Here is a 16044-nt window from a genome sequence, read left to right on the forward strand (position 1 = left end):
CCATGAAGCTGCCGTCTCGTGTCCACCCGCAGTAACGGGTGAACCCGAGGAAGGCAAAGGTTTCAGGTCGTGGGTTGCCATGAGCTTTTCGAGCCGAGGACGCGAAGCGTCCGAACTTGATCAACCGCGTTTTCTCCTCGTGGAGTTGCAGGCCGATGACCTTGCCCCCAAGTTTTATCCAGATCTGAGTTCGTTCGGGCGGTTTGTGAAGTGCTCCCCAAAACTAGGCCAGCCGGAGCTGGAATTTTCCGGGGTTAGGCTCATGCCGGCGGGGGCGCCGATGAGCCATTCAACAGCGAAATCGGCGGCTTGTTGCCGATCGCGCTGTGTGGCCGGACCTCGTTATAGTCTCTACGCCAATCCTCCATTTTCTGCCGGGCGTCGTCAAGGCTCAGGAACCAGTGCGTGTTCAGGCACTCGTTTCGAAGCTTGCCATTGAAGGATTCGATGAAGCTGTTGTCTGTCGGTTTGCCTCGTCTGGAGAAGTCGAGAATGACATTCTTCTGGTAAGCCCAGATGTCGAGATCGCGGGAGATGAACTCCGACCCCTGATCGACGCGAATCGTCTTGTAGCCGACGGCCTTGCAGACGCGTTCCAAAGTCAGCACGACGTCCTCGCCTCGATAGCTGAAGCGCGGATCGACGGCTGGAGAAAAGCGACTGAAGGTATCGACGATCGTAAGAACCCGGATCTTGCGACCGGTGGCAAGCTGATCGTGAACGAAATCCATCGCCCAGGTCTCGTTGATCTGACACGCGTCGGTACGATCCTCGCGCAGCTTGGCCTTGACGCGACGCCTCGGCGTTTTATTGCGCAATTGCAGGCCTAATTCCCTATAGAGACGATAGACGCGCTTGACGTTGACGGCCCAACCGGCACGTTGCAGCAGGACATGGACGCGGCGATATCCGTACCTCACCCGTGTCTGGCAGACGTCCTTGATCCGATTTTTGAGGGCGGCCTGGTCGCCACGCTTGGACTTGTAGACGTACAGTGCGCGATCGATCCGAAGCGTCGAACAGGCCCGCCTGATCGAGACCTTCCAGTCGCCCCGCACCTTGTCGACAAGCTCACGCTTGCGGCCAGGCTTCAGAGCTTTTTTGAGAGCACATCCTGCAGCATGGCCTTATCGAGCGACAAGTCCGCAACGATCCGCTTGAGCTTGGCGTTCTCCTCTTCGAGCTGGCGCAGCCGCTTCATCTCCGATGGCATCAGGCCCGCATACTTCTTCTTCCAATTGAAATACGTCGCCTGGCTGATCCCGGCCTTGCGGCAAACCTCCGCAACCGCCATGCCGTCCTCAGCCTGCTTCAGAACAAACGCGATCTGCGCCTCCGAAAACTTCGATGCCTGCATGGAACTCTCCTCTGTCCCGGGTCGGGATCATAAGTGGAAAATTCCAGTTCAGACTGGCCTAATTTGATGGGGGCAGGTCATGATGTGCCCATCTGGGCGGTCGTAGCGGCGGGAGCTGGCGCGGAGCTCTCGGCATAGCGCAGCGCCAGATCCCGACGCGGATTGCAGGTGGCGGCGAACTCGGATGGCGTCTTCCATCCGAGCTGGGAGTGCGGCCGAGAGTCGTTATAGTCGGCCTGCCAGCAGCTGGACCGGCTGGTGGCCGAGCGCGGCAAGCCCAAGATGGTGGTGAGCGACTACGGCAGCGAGTTCACGAGCAATGCCATTCTGACATGGACCGATCAGAGCCGTGTCGCCTGGCACTACATCGTACCGGGGAAACCCATGCAGAACGCCTTCATCGAGAGCTTCAACGGCCGCCTGCGGGATGAACTGCTGAACGAGACGCTGTTCACCTCGCTCGCCCAGGCCCGCGTTGCGCTCCGATGCCGCGCTTAAGAAGAAGATCAATCCAGCGCGTGTTCCCATCGAGAAGAAGGAGAGCGTTCGGTGGCTGGACAATGTTCGGCTATCCACGGAGCTGCTGGAGAGCCGGGGCGATGCGTCCATGTCGGTGATCGCGAAAGCGACACCTATGAGCTCTTCTGTGCGGCTCAAGAAGCTAGAACGCATTTCGTGATCCGGACTTGTGTTTACCGCTTGGCCCGAGACGGAGATCACACAATCGCCGATGAAATGAACGAGGTCGCCGTCAAAGGCCGGCATCGTGTTAACGTCAGGGATAAAAATGGCAATGCCGATGAAGCCATCCTTGAAATAAGGTATCGCAAGATACGCGTCCTGCCGCCTATTGGAAAGCAGAAGCGCTATCCCGCTCTGACTTTGACTGTGATCCATGCCGAAGAGCGCGTGACTCCGAAGAACAGAAAGAAGTCGAATGGAAGCTGATCACAGATCTGCCTGTCGGCTCCCGCGCGGATGCTATCGAGAAGCTCGAATGGTATGCCTTGAGATGGAAGATCGAGGTCTTTCACAAGATCCTCAAATCGAGCTGCAAAGCTGAGGAATCGAAGCTCCGGACCGCCCAGCGTCTTACTAACCTGATCGCGGTCTTGTATCATCAGTTGGCGAGTCTTCTGGATGACGATGCTTAATCGCTCGGCCCCAAAGGCTCCGCCGGCTCTTGCATTGACCGCAGCTGGAGTCGCGCTTCTCGATCGCCTTGTAAACGACAAACCGAGACCTCGACGAAAAACACTTTCGCATTACCTGACGAAGGTCGCGAGATTGGGCGGCTACCTCGCACGCGCCAAGGATCCTCCACCAGGTAACACCGTCATGCTGCGCGGGCTATCGCGCCTGACCGACATCGCGCTGGGGGCCAGCATCGGTGCTGAAATTGTGGGTAATTGAAAGCCGGTGACCACCACGCCAGCTACACCATTCTATGGGGCAGGATCCAGTCACACTGGGACGCGAAGGGTCGTGTCCCCGGAGGTGGTGTAGCTCGGTGGAGCAAAGCCGCCCGGACGCGCGCTCCCAAATAGCGCCGTAGTGGGCGGGCGGCTTTGCGGTGGTCACCGGCAGTTCTCCGGTAGGATCGGGTTGCGACACGCCAACGCAACCGAGGAACCACCGATGACCGAAGACATGATGAACCTGCGCACGCTGGTAGAGAAGACCCCAGACGCCGATCTGCTGCGCGAGATGATCGGCTTTGCGGCCCAGCGCCTGATGGAGCTGGAGGTCGAGAGCCAGACCGGGGCTGCCTATGGCGAGAAGAGCCCCGAACGTCTGGCCCAGCGCAATGGCTACCGCGACCGGATCTGGGAGACCCGCGCCGGTGCGGTGGAGCTGCGCATCCCAAAGCTGCGCAAGGGCTCCTATTTCCCCGGCTTCCTGGAGCCGCGGCGCATGGCCGAGAAGGCGCTCACCGCCGTGGTTCAGGAGGCTTACGTTCAGGGCGTCTCGACCCGTTCGGTCGACGATCTGGTGCAGGCGATGGGCATGACCGGCATCTCCAAGAGCCAGGTCAGTCGGTTGTGCGGCGAGATCGACGACAAAGTGAAGGCCTTCCTCGGCCGTCCAATCGAGGGTGACTGGCCCTATCTTTGGATCGACGCCACCTATGTGAAGGTGCGCCAGCAGGGGCGCATCGTCTCCGTCGCGGTGATCGTTGCAGTCGGCGTCAACAGCGACGGCCGGCGCGAGGTTCTCGGCATGGACATCGGGCCGTCCGAGGCCGAGACGTTCTGGACCGCCTTCCTGCGCAAGCTGGCCCGCCGCGGCTTGCGCGGCGTCAAGCTGGTGGTGTCCGACGCCCACGAGGGCATCAAGGCCACCGTGACCAAGGTGCTCAACGCCAGCTGGCAACGCTGCCGCGTCCACTTCATGCGGAACGTGCTGGCTCATGCCGGCAAGAGCGGACGGCGCGTGGTCTCCGCCTTCATCGCCACGGCCTTTGCCCAGGACGATGCCGAGGCCGCTCGCACCCAATGGCGCAAGGTCGCCGATCAGCTCCGTCCCAAGCTGCCCAAGCTTGCCGGCTTCCTCGACGAGGCCGAGACCGACGTGCTTGCCTACATGACGTTCCCGCCGCAGCATCGGACCAAGTTGCACTCCACCAATCCGATCGAACGCCTCAACGGCGAGATCAAACGGCGCACCGAGGTGGTCGGCATCTTCCCCAATGAGGACGCTATCGTCCGCCTCATCGGAGCTGTCCTGCTCGAACAGAACGATGAATGGGCGGTCCAACGCGCCCGCTACATGACGCTGGAAACCATCGCGCCATTGAGCGATGATCCGAACGTCAGCCTCACGGCTATCGCCAGCTGACAGGCCCGGCTCCAGCCGGCGAACGCGGTGGGCCGCCAGCTACACCACGCTTGGGGACACGATCACGCGAAGGCTTCGATGGCTTGCCGCCGATGATTCAAAGGATGCTGAAGCGGATCCGCATAAAGGCCCCCTGTTTTGTTTCGCAGTAAGAGCGGCGGCCTGATCAAAGGTACTGTGGCACGACGGCCAGGAATTTGCCTCTCCGCCACCAGCCTGCAGCGCGACCGCCGCATCTGACCGTCCCCTGCGCATAAAGTGGGGCGATCACACCACGCGCAATATTGTGCGCGGTCGGTGGTGCTCACCCCAGTGGATATATTCCATCTTTGTGACGACCACGGCTGACTGGCTCCCGATGGCATTTAAATACCACTCACGCTGATGCTTGCCGGCCAAAGAGCGCTCACTGATGCGCAGCATCGTCGACAATTCCGCGATAATCGCTCGCGGAAAGGGCCGGGTTGCCTTATAGGGCGCCTTCGACCGTCGATGTTGTAATCTGAATGCCCTCGCCATCCCCTGCCGCGCCGCGCCGGCTCCTTTACATCGCGAACGAGGATTACGCCTTCCTGATGCATCGCCTGCCGATGGCGCGCGCGGCGCGCGAGGCCGGCTACGAGGTGCATGTCGCGACCAACGTCAATGCCGGCGCCGCCGCGATCGCCGCCGAGCGGTTCGTGCTGCATCCGATCCCGTTCCAACGCGGCGGGCTGTCACCGTCATCAGCCCTGCCCACGATCCGCGCGATCCGCGCCGTCGAGACTGCGATCAGCCCCGACGTGGTGCATCATTCCGGATTGCAGTCGAGCGTGCTCGGCTCGCTCGCCGCGCTTGGACGCACCACTCCGGTGGTCAACGCCATGACCGGCCTCGGCTATGTGTTCACATCGGCGAGCTGGCGCTCGCGTCTGCTCAAGCAGGGCCTGCTGTGGCTGCTGCCGCAGCTCATGAACCGGACACCGAGCTGCGTGCTGGTCCAGAATCCCGACGATCGAGAGGCGCTTCAAGCCATGGGCGTCCGGGGCGACAAGATCACGCTGATCCCGGGCTCGGGCGTCGACACCGACCGCTTCCAGCCGCTGCCAGAACCGGACGGGCCGATCACCTTCGGCTTCGCAGGACGGCTGCTGACCGACAAGGGCGTCCGCGCCCTGGTCGCTGCGCACCGCATGCTGCGCCAGCAGGGCCGCGACGACCAGTTGCTGATCGCCGGCTCGCCTGATCCGGCCAATCCTGCCTCGGTCTCGGCCGAGGAGGTCGAGGCCTGGCGGAAGGAACCCGGCATCACCCTGCTCGGCCAGATCAAGGACATCACCGAGCTCTGGCGCCGCTGCCACGTGGCCGTGCTGCCGTCGCATCGCGAAGGACTTCCGGTCAGCCTGCTGGAGGCCGCCGCCTGCGCCCGGCCGCTGATCTCCACCAATGCACCCGGCTGCCGCGAGATTGCGATCCACGACCAGACCGGACTCGCCGTGCCGGTCGAGGATGCGGCGGCGCTCGCGCAGGCGATGGCGCAGCTGGCGGCGTCGCCCGAGATGCGCGCACGTTATGGCGCGGCGGCCCGTCAACTGGTCGAGGACAAGCTCTCGGCCAGGATCATTGGCCGTTCGGTGGTGGCGCTCTATGATCGCCTCATCTCGGCCGCAGAGGTCCGCGGATGATCGCCGATCCCACCGCGGTCCTTGCCGCCATCGCCGTGCTCGCGGCCGCGATGTGCGCCATCCTGATCGTGCTGTTGCGTCCAGTGCTCCAACGCTACGCGCTGGCGCGGCCGAATGCGCGCTCGTCGCACAAGATCCCGACGCCGCAGGGGGCCGGCATTGCCGTGATCGGCGCCACGATCGTTGTCGGCGGCGCGTTCGCCTCCGTTGCCGGTTTCGCGCCGCTGCTGATGCTGTTCATCGCCGTGCCGATGCTGGCGCTGGTCGGCCTGATCGACGACATCAGGCCGATCCCGGTGCTGCCGCGCCTGGTCCTGCAGGGATTGGCCGTCGGCCTCGTCGTATTCACCGCGCCTGACGATCTCAGGCTGTTTCCGATCCCGCTGGCGGTCGAGCGCACGCTGCTGCTGATCGCCGGCCTGTGGTTCGTCAACCTCGTCAACTTCATGGACGGGCTCGATTTGATGACCGTGGCCGAGGCGGTGCCGATCACGGCGACGCTCGTCCTGTTTGGCCTCTCCGGTGAACTGCCCTGGCCGGCGACCGCCATCGCTGCGGCGCTGGGTGGCGCCATGCTCGGCTTTGCGCCCTTCAACCGTCCCGTCGCAAAGGTCTTTCTCGGTGATGTCGGCAGCCTGCCGATCGGGCTGCTGCTCGGCTGGGGCCTGCTCCATCTTGCCTGGCAGGGCTACGTCGCAGCGGCGCTGCTGCTGCCGCTGTATTATCTGATCGATGCCACTTTCACCCTGTTGCGGCGGATGGCACGGCGCGAGCCATTCTGGGCGGCGCACCGCACGCATTTCTATCAACAGGCCACCGATAACGGCTTCACCGTCTCGCGCGTCGTCAGCGAGGTGTTCATCCTCAATGTCGTGCTTGCGACGCTCGCAGCCATCTCGGTCGCGCAGCGTTCCATGACGGCCGACGCTATCCTGCTCGTCTTCGGTCTCGGCGCCGTCACCTGGGTGCTGAGCCGCTTCTCGCGGCGGCGCCATTGAAGACTCAGGCCGCGCTCGAGCCGAATTCCGGCACCGCATCCTTCAGCACCGACTTGATCGTCACTGGATCATTGCGCGCGATCGCCTGATCGAGCGCCGCGATCCAGGCCTTCAGCGTCGGCATCGGCGGCTCGTTCGGGTTGGCGGCCATGATGCCGGCGACACCGATCTCGACCGGCGGCTCCTCGCTCGCAAACAGGATCTCGTTGAGGCGCTCGCCGGGCCGGATGCCCGTGAACACGATCTCGACGTCGTAGCCCGGCTGCAGGCCGGACAGGCGAATCATGCGCTCGGCCAGTTCGACGATGCGGACCGGCTGGCCCATGTTCAGCACATAGACCGAGACATCCGGGCGCTGCGGCGCCAGCGCATGCGAGGCCGCGGTGATCACGAGATCGCAGGCCTCGCGGATGGTCATGAAATAGCGCACCATGTCCGGGTGCGTCACCGTGACAGGACCGCCCGCCTCGATCTGGGCCTTGAACTTCGGCACCACCGAGCCGTTCGACGCCAAAACGTTGCCGAAGCGCACCGAGATCAGCCGCATCGGCGGCCGTCCCGTCGGCCGGTCGGCGAGCTGGCGATCGAGCGCCTGGCAGTACATTTCGGCGAAGCGCTTGGTGAGGCCGAGCATCGACACCGGCTCGATCGCCTTGTCGGTCGAGATCATCACCATGGCCTCGGCCCCTGAGGCCACCGCGGCATCGGCCACGTTGATCGAGCCGAAGATGTTGGTCTTGACGCCCTCGCTCCAGTCGCGCTCGAGGATCGGCACATGCTTCAAGGCGGCGGCATGGAAGACCAGATCCGGTTTGAACTCGCCGATCAGCGCGAACACCCGGTCGCGATCGCGGATGTCGGCGATGCGCCCCTCGACGGCGACGGCAGCCTCGGGATCGGCCGCGAGCACCTCGGTGATCGCGTAGAGCGCCGGCTCGGAATTCTCCAGAATGAGCAGCCGCGCCGCGCCGAATGCCACGACGCGCTGGCAGATCTCGGCCCCGATCGAGCCGCCGCCGCCGGTGACGACCACCGCCTTGCCACGCACCAGCGCTTCGAGACGTCCGTAATCGATCTTCTCGCTCGGCCGCAGCAGGAGGTCCTCGACCGCGACCGGCGCGAGCCTCGGCGCATCGCCGCTCTCCAGCGACGGCAGGCGGCTCACGATCAGGCGCAACCGGCGCGCCCGCATCAGGAAGGTTTCCGGATGACAGTCCGGATCGAACGCCGTCGGCATCATCAGGGCGCGCGCGATCGGCCGGTCGCGGCGGGCGAAGTCGGCCGCGACATCCTCGACATCGTCGATGCCGCCCAGCACCGGCACGCCGCGGATCAATTGGCCGCGGTCGGCGGTCGACGGCGAGAGAATGCCGATCGGCCAGATGCGCTTGACCGCACCGCTCTCGATGCCGCGCAGCACGACCTCCGCGTCGGCCGCACGGCCGATCAGGAGCGCGGGGGCAGCGTCCTCGGACCGCGCGTGCCGTCGCACCCGCGTGTAGCGGAAGTAGCGATAGGCGAAACGCAGCGCGCTCAGCGCAAAGATCTCCAGGAACCAATAGAGAATGATCGTGAGCTTGCCGAAGAAGAAGGTGCCGCGGACGTTAGGCGCGACGATGATGTAGTCGAGAACCAGCAGCGCCAGCGTCAGCACGGTCGCGACCCGCACGATGTTCAGCGCGTCCGGCAACGAGATGAACCGCCACTTCGTCGTCAGAAGGTTCGAGAAGTAGAAGACGACGAAGCTGAAGACGATGAAATACGGCAGCATCTGCAAGAGCAGCGGCACCCGCTCCCAGAAGGTGCTGGCGCCTTCGAAGCGGATATAGAACGCCGCGAACAGCGCGACGACGCTGACCAGGAGGTCATGCGCGGCAATCAGCATATTCCGGTAGGTCAGTTGAGACGGACGCGTCATGGTTCGAGCGTCCCCTGCCTAGCATCAGGCGGCGTCCGCGATCGCCACACCATTCCGCCGGCCACGCCGACGCCGATCACGTACATCCACCCCTCGTGGAAATCGAAGATGTGGGAATTGAACAGCGAGGTGAAGATGTTCTGCACGACGACGAGCAGCCCGATCCAGGGCACCAGCCCGTCGCCGCGGAACAACAGAAGGTGCACGGCCCACATCGCGTAGAGAATCACGATCCCGAGCGCCCCCCATTGGACCGCCACGTAGAGCGTCTGATTGTGCGGATTGCTGACGACCTGGCTCGAGGAGAGGTCGCGCGACCCGCTCGCGGCCAGCTCGAACAGATGACGCGTCGAGCCCGAGCCGTGCCCGATCAGCGGCGCGTCGGCCAGGAACCGCAACGACTTGCGCCAGAACTCGAGCCGCTCGCCGATCGACGTCACCGCGCGATCGTTCCTGTAGTCCTGATATTGGCTCGTGAACGTCGCCACCTTGCCCTGCAATTGCGGGGACACGGTCCATGCCGCGAGGCCCAGCGCAAGGGCAACGGCCGCGATCAGCAGGTTGGCACGCCATTTCAGGTGGATCAGCCCGAACACCGCAAGCAGGATCGGGATCGTCACCAGCGCGGTACGCGAGACAACGATGAAGATCATGTTGGCGAGGAACGCGATCATGATCGCAGTGAGCAGGCCGGCCGGAAGGAAGCGGCGGGCGCGCAGCAACTGGGCGATCGGATAGGCCAGCGCCACGGCGCAGAGCGAGAACTCCTGGCCCTGGTCGATGTAGTTCTTCACGAAGATGCCGCGATCGGCATTGGCCTTGAGCGCGAGCGCAGGATTGAACGCGACCGCGGTCGACACCACGACCATCAGCACGCAGGAGGCGAGAAACGCGGTGAAGATCCACAGGCCGCGCTCCGACCGCTGGAAATGGTAGAGCAGCGCGGGCAGCACCAGAAGCTTGGCCGCAGGTCCCACCGCGTAGAACCGCGCGCCCCATGCCACGTCCGACCACAGCGTTCCCACCAGCGCCAGCAGGAACAGCGCGATCGGCGCCAGCGCGATCGGCCGCTTCAGGACCCGCAGCAGACGCTCGACATCGAGAAACGGCACCATCGTGATCAGCATGACGACGCCGAGGATCGACACCAGCGAGGTCGACCACGGCAGCGAGGCCGCCAGCAGAATCGCCACAACATCGACCGTCGTCCGCCACGCCGCCGGATCGCGCCAGCGGCGCGCCAGCAGCGCCGGGCCGGGATGACCTGCCAGCGCGCTCATCGCGCCTCGCTCCGGGCGCGATCGACCAGCGCGGTCGTGCTGTGCCCTTTCAGGATGTCGATCAGGATCACCTCGCCGCCGCCGGCCTCGACGACCTCATGTCCCACCACCTGCTCGCGCGTATAGTCGCCGCCCTTGACCAGGACGCTCGGCCGGACCAGCTCGATCAAGCGGAGCGGCGTGTCCTCGGCGAAGATGGCGACGAGGTCCACCGCCTCGAGCGCGGCCAGGACCTCGGCGCGCGCGCGCTCGTCCTGCACGGGCCGGCTTTCGCCCTTCAGCCGCTTGACGGAGGCATCGCTGTTCAGCCCGACCACGAGCCGGTCGCAGGCGGCGCGCGCCGCGGTCAGCACCTTGACGTGGCCGGGATGCAGAATGTCGAAGCAGCCATTGGTAAAGCCCACGCGCAGGCCCTCTCCCCGCCAGACCTCGACGCGGGCGGCGAGCTCGTCATCGCTCTCGATGATCTTCTCCTCAGCGGCACGATAGGCATGCGGCAGGATCTTTCGGCGCAGCTCGGCCGATGTCACGCTGGCGGTGCCGTGCTTGCTGACGGCCACCGCCGCCGCGGCGCTCGCCATCCGCAACGCATCCGCCCAGGCGGCGCCGGCCGCGAGCGTCGCGGCAAGCACGGCAACAACCGTGTCGCCGGCGCCGGAGACGTCGCGCACCTTCACGGGATAGGCCGGCACGTGAATCGGATCGCCCTCGCGCGGGACCAACGTCATGCCGCGCTCGCTCTGCGTCACCAGGATCGCCTCGCAGTCCGCGAGATAGATCGCGTCCTGCGCGGCCGCGGCGATCTCCTGTTCGGTCTCGGCGCGGCTGCGGGTCGCTTCCGAAAACTCCTTGCGGTTCGGCGTCAGCACGCTCGCGCCGCGATAGATCGCGAGATTCGCGCTCTTGGGATCGACGATGACGCGCTTGCCGGCCTTGCGCGTCGCGTCGATCACGTTGCGCAACACGCGCGCCGTGAGCACGCCCTTGGCGTAGTCCGACAGCAGTACGATATCGGCCCGCGCGATCAGTGGCAGGATGGCCTCGATCAGCTTCTGCTCGATCTCGCCGGCCGCCGGTGCGGCGCGCTCCCAGTCGGCGCGGAGCATGTGGGTGGAGAAATGCTCGGAGACGAAGCGCACCTTGCGCGTCGTCGGCCGCGAAGGATCACGGACAAGCACGCTCTCGATGCCGCCCTCCTTGGCGAGCTCGGCCGCCAGCTGGTCGCCGGCCGCATCCTGCCCGACGAGACCGACGAAGATGCAGCGGGCGCCGAGCGCGGCGATGTTGCGCGCGACGTTGCCGGCACCGCCGATATTGGTCTCGCTTCGCTGGACCGCGATGACCGGCGCCGGCGCCTCGGGGGAAATCCGCGACACCTCGCCATAGACGAACTCGTCCAGCATGAGGTCGCCGATGCACAGCACCGTCTGGCGGGCGATCGCTTGCGAGAGATCGTCAAAGTCGAACATCAGCGGCAGTCTCGGTGCAATGGTCGGAACCAGATCGTCTAGCGGAAGCGGTCGGCGGAATCGAGATAGTTCCGGATATAGCCAGCGACCGCATCCTCGAGCGACGTGAAGCCGCCGTTGTAGCCGGCCGCCAACAGCCGGTCGACCTTGCTCTGGGTGAAATACTGGTAGCTGCCGCGAATCGCTTCGGGCATGTCGATGTACTCGATCCGCGGCGTCGCACCGAGCGTAGCATAGGCCGCCAGCATCATGTCCTTGAAGCTGCGCGCCTGGCCCGTGCCGACGTTGAACAGGCCCGAGACGGAGGGAGAGGCCAACAGCCACAGCATCACGCGGACGACGTCGTCGACATGGATGAAGTCGCGGCGCTGGTCGCCATCGGCGATGCCTTCGCGGTGCGACTTGAACAGTTGCAGGGTGTGTCCGGCCTTGATGTCGTCGAAGCGGCGGGTCAGCACGCTCATCATCGATCCCTTGTGGTACTCGTTGGGACCGAACACGTTGAAGAACTTCAACCCGGCATATTGCGGCGGCAGCCTCTCGCCGCGCTCGGCGCGCGCAGCCACCGCCATGTCGAACAGATGCTTGCTCCAGCCATAGAGATTCATCGGCCGCAACGTCTTCAGCGCCGCCAGCGACGGCTCATCGACGAAGCCCTGCGCGCCGTCGCCATAGGTCGCCGCCGACGAGGCGTAGATGAACGGTGTGGTGTTGGCCGTACACCAGTCGAGCAGGCGCAAGGAACTGCGGAAGTTGCGCTCCATCACGAGATCGCCGTCGACCACCGTGGTCGCGGAGATCGCGCCCATGTGCAGGACGGCCTCGAGCCGGCGCCCCTTCAGCCAGACGTCCAGATCGGAAGGCGGCACGACGTCGGCCAGCTGCCGCTTGGCCAGGTTGCGCCACTTGCCCTCGCTGCCGAGCGTGTCACAGACCACGACATCGGTCCGGCCGGCGTCGTTCAGCGCCGCGACCAGATTCGATCCGATAAACCCGGCGCCGCCGGTCACCAGCAACATTCCGCAACCCGTCCTGATCCCGAAAACCCCGGCCCTCGCGTAGCGCATGCGGCGGCAAAGTGTAAGCGCTTTGGTGACGGCCCGCTCGGCCCACTTTACCTGCGGCGGCCGAGCGGCTACCAGCGCGCCTGAGCTAGGCAGACAAAGAATGAATTTGAATTCGGCCAAGGTCGAGGTGGACGCGGCGGACACCAGCCCGATCCTGATCATCCCCTATATGTGGATCGGCGATTTCGTGCGCGGCCACACCGTGGTGCGGGTGCTCAAGGAGCGCTGGCCGAATCGGCCGGTCGACCTGCTGGTGACGTCGCTGTGCGCGCCGCTGGTCGATTACATGCCCGGGGTCCGCTCCGGCATCGTCTGGGACCTGCCGCGCAGCCGGCTGGCGCTCGGCCGACAATGGCAGCTCGCCGCGATGTTGCGCGAACGTCGCTATCGGACCGCCCTGGTGATGCCGCGGACCTGGAAATCGGCGCTGGCACCGGCGCTGGCCGGCATCCCCGAGCGGGTGGGCTTCGTCGGCGAGATCCGCTTCGGCCTGCTCAACCGCTGGCGCTGGGGCGAGAAGGCGCTGCCCCGCTTCATCGACAAGAATGCCGCGCTGGCGCTGCCCGACGGGGCGCCGCTGCCGCCGGAATGGCCGGTCCCGCAGCTGCGGGTGCCACCGGAGGACGTCGCGCGCTGGCGCGAGGCCAATGGCCTGGGGAACCGCCCGGCCGTGGCGCTGGCACCGGGATCGGTGGGTGCCGCCAAGCGCTGGCCCTATTACGGCGAGGCGGCCCGGCTGCTGCGCGGGGCCGGCCTCGACGTCTGGGTGGTCGGCGGCCCCGGCGAGAAAGCGCTCGCCGCCGAGATCGTCGCCGCTGGCGGCCCGGACGTCCGCGACCTCACCGGAACCGACCTTCGCAACGGCATCCTGGCCATGGCGGCGGCCAGCGTCGCGATCTCCAATGATTCGGGGCTCATGCACATCGCCGCGGCGCTGGGGACGCCGACCATGGGCATCTTCGGTCCGACCAGCCCATACCATTGGGCGCCGCTGAACGGCCTCGCGGCGACGGTCCAGACCAGGACACAGGTCCCCTGCCAGCCCTGCCACCGGCCGGTCTGCCGGATGAACGACCACCGCTGCATGCGCGACATTCCGGCGAGCGATGTCGCCGCCATCGCCCAGCAGGTCCTTGCCGACGCGGCAATACCGGTCGTGCACTAGCTTGCGAAGCGACACTGCGCCCCATACACCGGCCCTGACGTAACCTGAGCCGCCACGTGACCCGCGCCCTCGACCCGATCGCCAACCATCTCGCCCGCTCCCGCGCCGCCATGGAGCGCGCGGCCGACGATGCCGCGATGCTCGCCAGTGCCGGGCGGATCGCAACGAAAATCATCTCTGCGCTGCGTGGCGGCCACAAGCTGCTGATCGTCGGCAATGGCGGCAGCGCGGCGGACGCGCAGCACATCGCCGCCGAGATCGTCGGCCGCTACAGGCAGGAGCGGCCCGCCTATGCCGCGATCGCGCTGACGACCGATACCTCGGCGCTGACCGCGATCGGCAACGACTACGGCTTCGATCACGTCTTCGCCCGCCAGGTCGAAGGGCTCGGTACACCGGGCGACGTGCTGCTGGCGATCTCGACCTCCGGCCGCTCGCCGAGCATCCTCAACGCGCTGCGCAAGGCGCGCGAGCGCGGACTGGTCACGGTCGGCTTCACCGGCGCCAAGGGCCTCGCGATGGGCGAATTGTGTGACGAACTGCTGGTGGCGCCGAGCGACGACACGCCGCTGATCCAGCAGATCCATCTCGCGACGGCGCATGGCATCTGCGAGATGATCGAGGCGGCGCTGATGCAGGACGAGGGCTAGATGACGACCGCTCAGCTCAAGCCGGCGGCGTTTCTCGACCGCGACGGCGTCATCAATCACGACGACAACTACATCGGCTCGCCCGAGCGCATCCGCTGGATGCCGAACGTGGCGCAGGCGATCCGGCGGCTCAATGACTCCGGCTATCACGTCTTCCTGTTCACCAACCAGTCCGGCGTGGCGCGCGGGCTGTTCTCGGAGGATGACGTCACGGGCCTGCACGACTGGATGCGGGCCGAGCTCGCGGCGCAGGGGGCTGTCATCGACGACGTCCGCTACTGCCCCTACCACACCGAGGGCTCCGTCGAGCGCTATCTGCGCGAGCATCCCTGGCGCAAGCCGGCGCCGGGCATGATCCTCGACCTGATGCAGCACTGGCCCGTCAGGCGCGAGGGCAGCTTCGTGATCGGCGACCGCGCCTCCGACATCGCCGCCGCAGAGGCGGCCGGCCTGCCCGGCTTCCTGTTTGCGGGCGGCGACCTCGACGCGTTCGTCACCGACATCATCGCTCAGACCAGCCGGCGATAGACGGCTGCGATCTTGTCGGCCTCGGCCTCGAGGCTGAATTTCTCCACCACGCGCGTCCGGGCCCGCGCGCCCATCGTCTGTGCGGCATCCGGATCCCGCATCAATGGCTCGAGCGCTGCGACCAGCGCATCGACGTCGCCGGGCGGGACCAGCACGCCTGTGACGCCATCCTCAACCACGATCTCCGCCGCGCCGGCGCGCGCCGCGACCAGCGCCGCTCCTGCCGCCATCGCCTCGATCAGCGTGAGACCAAAACCTTCGTTGCGCGAGGTGAAGGCGTAGATCGTGAGACGCTGGTACCAGCGCTGCACGTCGGCGATGTCGAGCTCGCCGGTGATGACGATGCGCTGCTCCAGGCCCGCGGCGGCGATCTGCTTCTTCAGCTCGCTCGCGAACGGCATCTGCTCCGGCGTCACGGCGCCGACCAGCACCGCGGAAAAATCCGGAAAACGCGGCAGCAGCCGGCACATCGCCGCGACGAACACGTCGCTGCCCTTCTGCGCGCGGACGCGGCCGAAGCAGCCGATGGCATATTTGCCCGGCAGTCCGCTCTCGGCGAAGGCCGCGGCGCGATCCGCCGGCGGGGAATACACGTCGGTGTCGACGCCATGCGTCACCACCGTCGCTTCGCGCTTCAGATAGGACGCCGAGATGTCGCTGGTCGCGATGATCGCGTCCATGCGGCGGATCAGCCAGCGCGTGATCCAGCTGTGATGGCGCTGCGCGGCCGAGGTGAACACCAGCTTCAACGGCCAGCCGAGCGCCCGCATGATCACGCCGACGATCATCTCGTCGTTGCGACGGGCATGCCAGATCAGCGGCCGCCGCCGGCCCCACAATTTGAACAGATCGCTCGCGCGCATCCGCGCGATCCCTTCGGGCGCGTAGGAGCCGAGCCACGCCGCGCGCACCAGCCTCGCCAGCTTCGGCGCCACCATCCGGTTGGTCGCCGTCACGCCGGAATAGCGCCGGTGCAGGTTGGGCACGATCACGTCGAGATCTGCGGCGGAAAACGGCTCGGCTTGCACACTCAACTCCAATTGCAGCGGTTCCCTATACGCAACATTAAGCATCGCCGCCAGTTCGCTATGCACGCAACAGGTCGTTCAT

14 protein-coding genes and 2 pseudogenes are annotated in these 16044 nt (G+C 65.7%); 9 read left to right on the top strand and 7 right to left on the bottom strand.

What is annotated here, in order from left to right; all coding sequences use genetic code 11:
* Nucleotides 1-260: 260 nt before the first annotated feature.
* Nucleotides 261-1357 (bottom strand): IS3 family transposase gene (locus QX094_RS02030; protein WP_316187605.1). Its coding sequence is split into 2 segments (ribosomal slippage): nucleotides 261-1105 and nucleotides 1105-1357, totalling 1098 coding nucleotides; the frame shifts between segments, so codons are not numbered across the junction.
* A gap of 77 nt (nucleotides 1358-1434) precedes the next feature.
* Nucleotides 1435-1602 (bottom strand): annotated as a pseudogene (locus tag QX094_RS02035) (integrase core domain-containing protein); the annotation flags it as partial.
* Here QX094_RS02035 and QX094_RS02040 point away from each other — a divergent pair.
* The 6 genes and pseudogenes from QX094_RS02040 to QX094_RS02070 all read left to right on the top strand — a co-directional run.
* A pseudogene (locus tag QX094_RS02040) lies at nucleotides 1598-1840 on the top strand (integrase core domain-containing protein); the annotation flags it as partial. The pseudogenes QX094_RS02035 and QX094_RS02040 sit on opposite strands and share 5 nt — an antisense overlap.
* 66 nt (nucleotides 1841-1906) lie before the next feature.
* Nucleotides 1907-2305, top strand: coding sequence for a hypothetical protein (locus tag QX094_RS02045; protein WP_316187606.1), 399 nt, complete (start codon nucleotides 1907-1909; stop codon nucleotides 2303-2305).
* 192 nt (nucleotides 2306-2497) lie between these two features.
* Nucleotides 2498-2770, top strand: coding sequence for a hypothetical protein (locus QX094_RS02055; RefSeq protein WP_316187607.1), 273 nt, complete (start codon nucleotides 2498-2500; stop codon nucleotides 2768-2770).
* Nucleotides 2771-2995: 225 nt separating this feature from the next.
* Entirely contained in the window at nucleotides 2996-4195 is a 1200-nt protein-coding gene (locus tag QX094_RS02060) for an IS256 family transposase (RefSeq protein ID WP_315714240.1), read from the top strand.
* A gap of 506 nt (nucleotides 4196-4701) precedes the next feature.
* Nucleotides 4702-5859: a glycosyltransferase family 4 protein gene (locus tag QX094_RS02065; protein ID WP_316187608.1), complete on the top strand. Its 1158-nt coding sequence runs from the start codon at nucleotides 4702-4704 to the stop codon at nucleotides 5857-5859.
* Nucleotides 5856-6857, top strand: a complete 1002-nt coding sequence (locus QX094_RS02070) for a glycosyl transferase (protein ID WP_315753267.1) — start codon at nucleotides 5856-5858, stop codon at nucleotides 6855-6857. The genes QX094_RS02065 and QX094_RS02070 overlap by 4 nt, the downstream gene beginning before the upstream one ends.
* A gap of 4 nt (nucleotides 6858-6861) precedes the next feature.
* Here QX094_RS02070 and QX094_RS02075 read toward each other — a convergent pair whose 3' ends face one another.
* Genes QX094_RS02075 through rfaD form a run of 4 tightly spaced genes read right to left on the bottom strand, consistent with a single transcriptional unit; the run spans nucleotide 6862 to nucleotide 12543 of the window.
* On the bottom strand, nucleotides 6862-8775 hold the full coding sequence (locus QX094_RS02075; RefSeq protein WP_316187609.1) for a nucleoside-diphosphate sugar epimerase/dehydratase: 1914 nt from the start codon (nucleotides 8773-8775) through the stop codon (nucleotides 6862-6864).
* On the bottom strand, nucleotides 8772-10055 hold the full coding sequence (locus QX094_RS02080; protein ID WP_316187610.1) for an O-antigen ligase family protein: 1284 nt from the start codon (nucleotides 10053-10055) through the stop codon (nucleotides 8772-8774). Before QX094_RS02080 ends, QX094_RS02075 begins: the two co-directional genes overlap by 4 nt.
* Nucleotides 10052-11524, bottom strand: a complete 1473-nt coding sequence (gene rfaE1 / locus QX094_RS02085) for a D-glycero-beta-D-manno-heptose-7-phosphate kinase (protein WP_315768711.1) — start codon at nucleotides 11522-11524, stop codon at nucleotides 10052-10054. Before rfaE1 ends, QX094_RS02080 begins: the two co-directional genes overlap by 4 nt.
* 38 nt (nucleotides 11525-11562) lie before the next feature.
* Nucleotides 11563-12543 carry an ADP-glyceromanno-heptose 6-epimerase gene (gene rfaD, locus QX094_RS02090; RefSeq protein WP_315768713.1) on the bottom strand — a complete coding sequence of 327 codons (981 nt, stop codon included), beginning with the start codon at nucleotides 12541-12543 and terminating at the stop codon, nucleotides 11563-11565.
* A 148-nt stretch (nucleotides 12544-12691) separates the two neighbouring features.
* Here rfaD and waaF point away from each other — a divergent pair, with 148 nt between their 5' ends.
* The 3 genes from waaF to QX094_RS02105 are packed head-to-tail and all read left to right on the top strand — an operon-like array spanning nucleotide 12692 to nucleotide 14934.
* Complete coding sequence (gene waaF / locus QX094_RS02095) at nucleotides 12692-13756, top strand: lipopolysaccharide heptosyltransferase II (protein ID WP_316187611.1); 1065 nt, start codon at nucleotides 12692-12694, stop codon at nucleotides 13754-13756.
* Nucleotides 13757-13812: 56 nt separating this feature from the next.
* The gene (locus tag QX094_RS02100) at nucleotides 13813-14406 is read left to right on the top strand and encodes a D-sedoheptulose 7-phosphate isomerase (RefSeq protein WP_316187612.1); all 594 of its coding nucleotides are present in this window, start codon (nucleotides 13813-13815) and stop codon (nucleotides 14404-14406) included.
* The gene (locus QX094_RS02105) at nucleotides 14407-14934 is read left to right on the top strand and encodes an HAD family hydrolase (RefSeq protein ID WP_316187613.1); all 528 of its coding nucleotides are present in this window, start codon (nucleotides 14407-14409) and stop codon (nucleotides 14932-14934) included.
* Here the strand turns inward: QX094_RS02105 and QX094_RS02110 are convergent.
* Entirely contained in the window at nucleotides 14916-15962 is a 1047-nt protein-coding gene (locus QX094_RS02110) for a glycosyltransferase family 4 protein (RefSeq protein ID WP_316187614.1), read from the bottom strand. The genes QX094_RS02105 and QX094_RS02110 overlap by 19 nt on opposite strands.
* Nucleotides 15963-16044: the final 82 nt, after the last annotated feature.

Origin of the sequence: Bradyrhizobium sp. SZCCHNS1050 (assembly GCF_032484785.1) — a bacterium.
Taxonomy (GTDB): Bacteria; Pseudomonadota; Alphaproteobacteria; order Rhizobiales; family Xanthobacteraceae; genus Bradyrhizobium.

What these genes read in the sequence shown, in the direction of transcription:
- QX094_RS02070 (WP_315753267.1), top strand. Translation starts at nt 5,856, where the DNA reads ATGATCGCCGATCCCACCGCGGTCCTTGCCGCCATCGCCGTGCTCGCG.
- QX094_RS02080 (WP_316187610.1), bottom strand. Translation starts at nt 10,055, where the DNA reads ATGAGCGCGCTGGCAGGTCATCCCGGCCCGGCGCTGCTGGCGCGCCGC.
- QX094_RS02060 (WP_315714240.1), top strand. Translation starts at nt 2,996, where the DNA reads ATGACCGAAGACATGATGAACCTGCGCACGCTGGTAGAGAAGACCCCA.
- QX094_RS02055 (WP_316187607.1), top strand. Translation starts at nt 2,498, where the DNA reads ATGACGATGCTTAATCGCTCGGCCCCAAAGGCTCCGCCGGCTCTTGCA.
- rfaE1 (WP_315768711.1), bottom strand. Translation starts at nt 11,524, where the DNA reads ATGTTCGACTTTGACGATCTCTCGCAAGCGATCGCCCGCCAGACGGTG.
- QX094_RS02065 (WP_316187608.1), top strand. Translation starts at nt 4,702, where the DNA reads ATGCCCTCGCCATCCCCTGCCGCGCCGCGCCGGCTCCTTTACATCGCG.
- QX094_RS02075 (WP_316187609.1), bottom strand. Translation starts at nt 8,775, where the DNA reads ATGACGCGTCCGTCTCAACTGACCTACCGGAATATGCTGATTGCCGCG.
- rfaD (WP_315768713.1), bottom strand. Translation starts at nt 12,543, where the DNA reads ATGTTGCTGGTGACCGGCGGCGCCGGGTTTATCGGATCGAATCTGGTC.
- waaF (WP_316187611.1), top strand. Translation starts at nt 12,692, where the DNA reads ATGAATTTGAATTCGGCCAAGGTCGAGGTGGACGCGGCGGACACCAGC.
- QX094_RS02105 (WP_316187613.1), top strand. Translation starts at nt 14,407, where the DNA reads ATGACGACCGCTCAGCTCAAGCCGGCGGCGTTTCTCGACCGCGACGGC.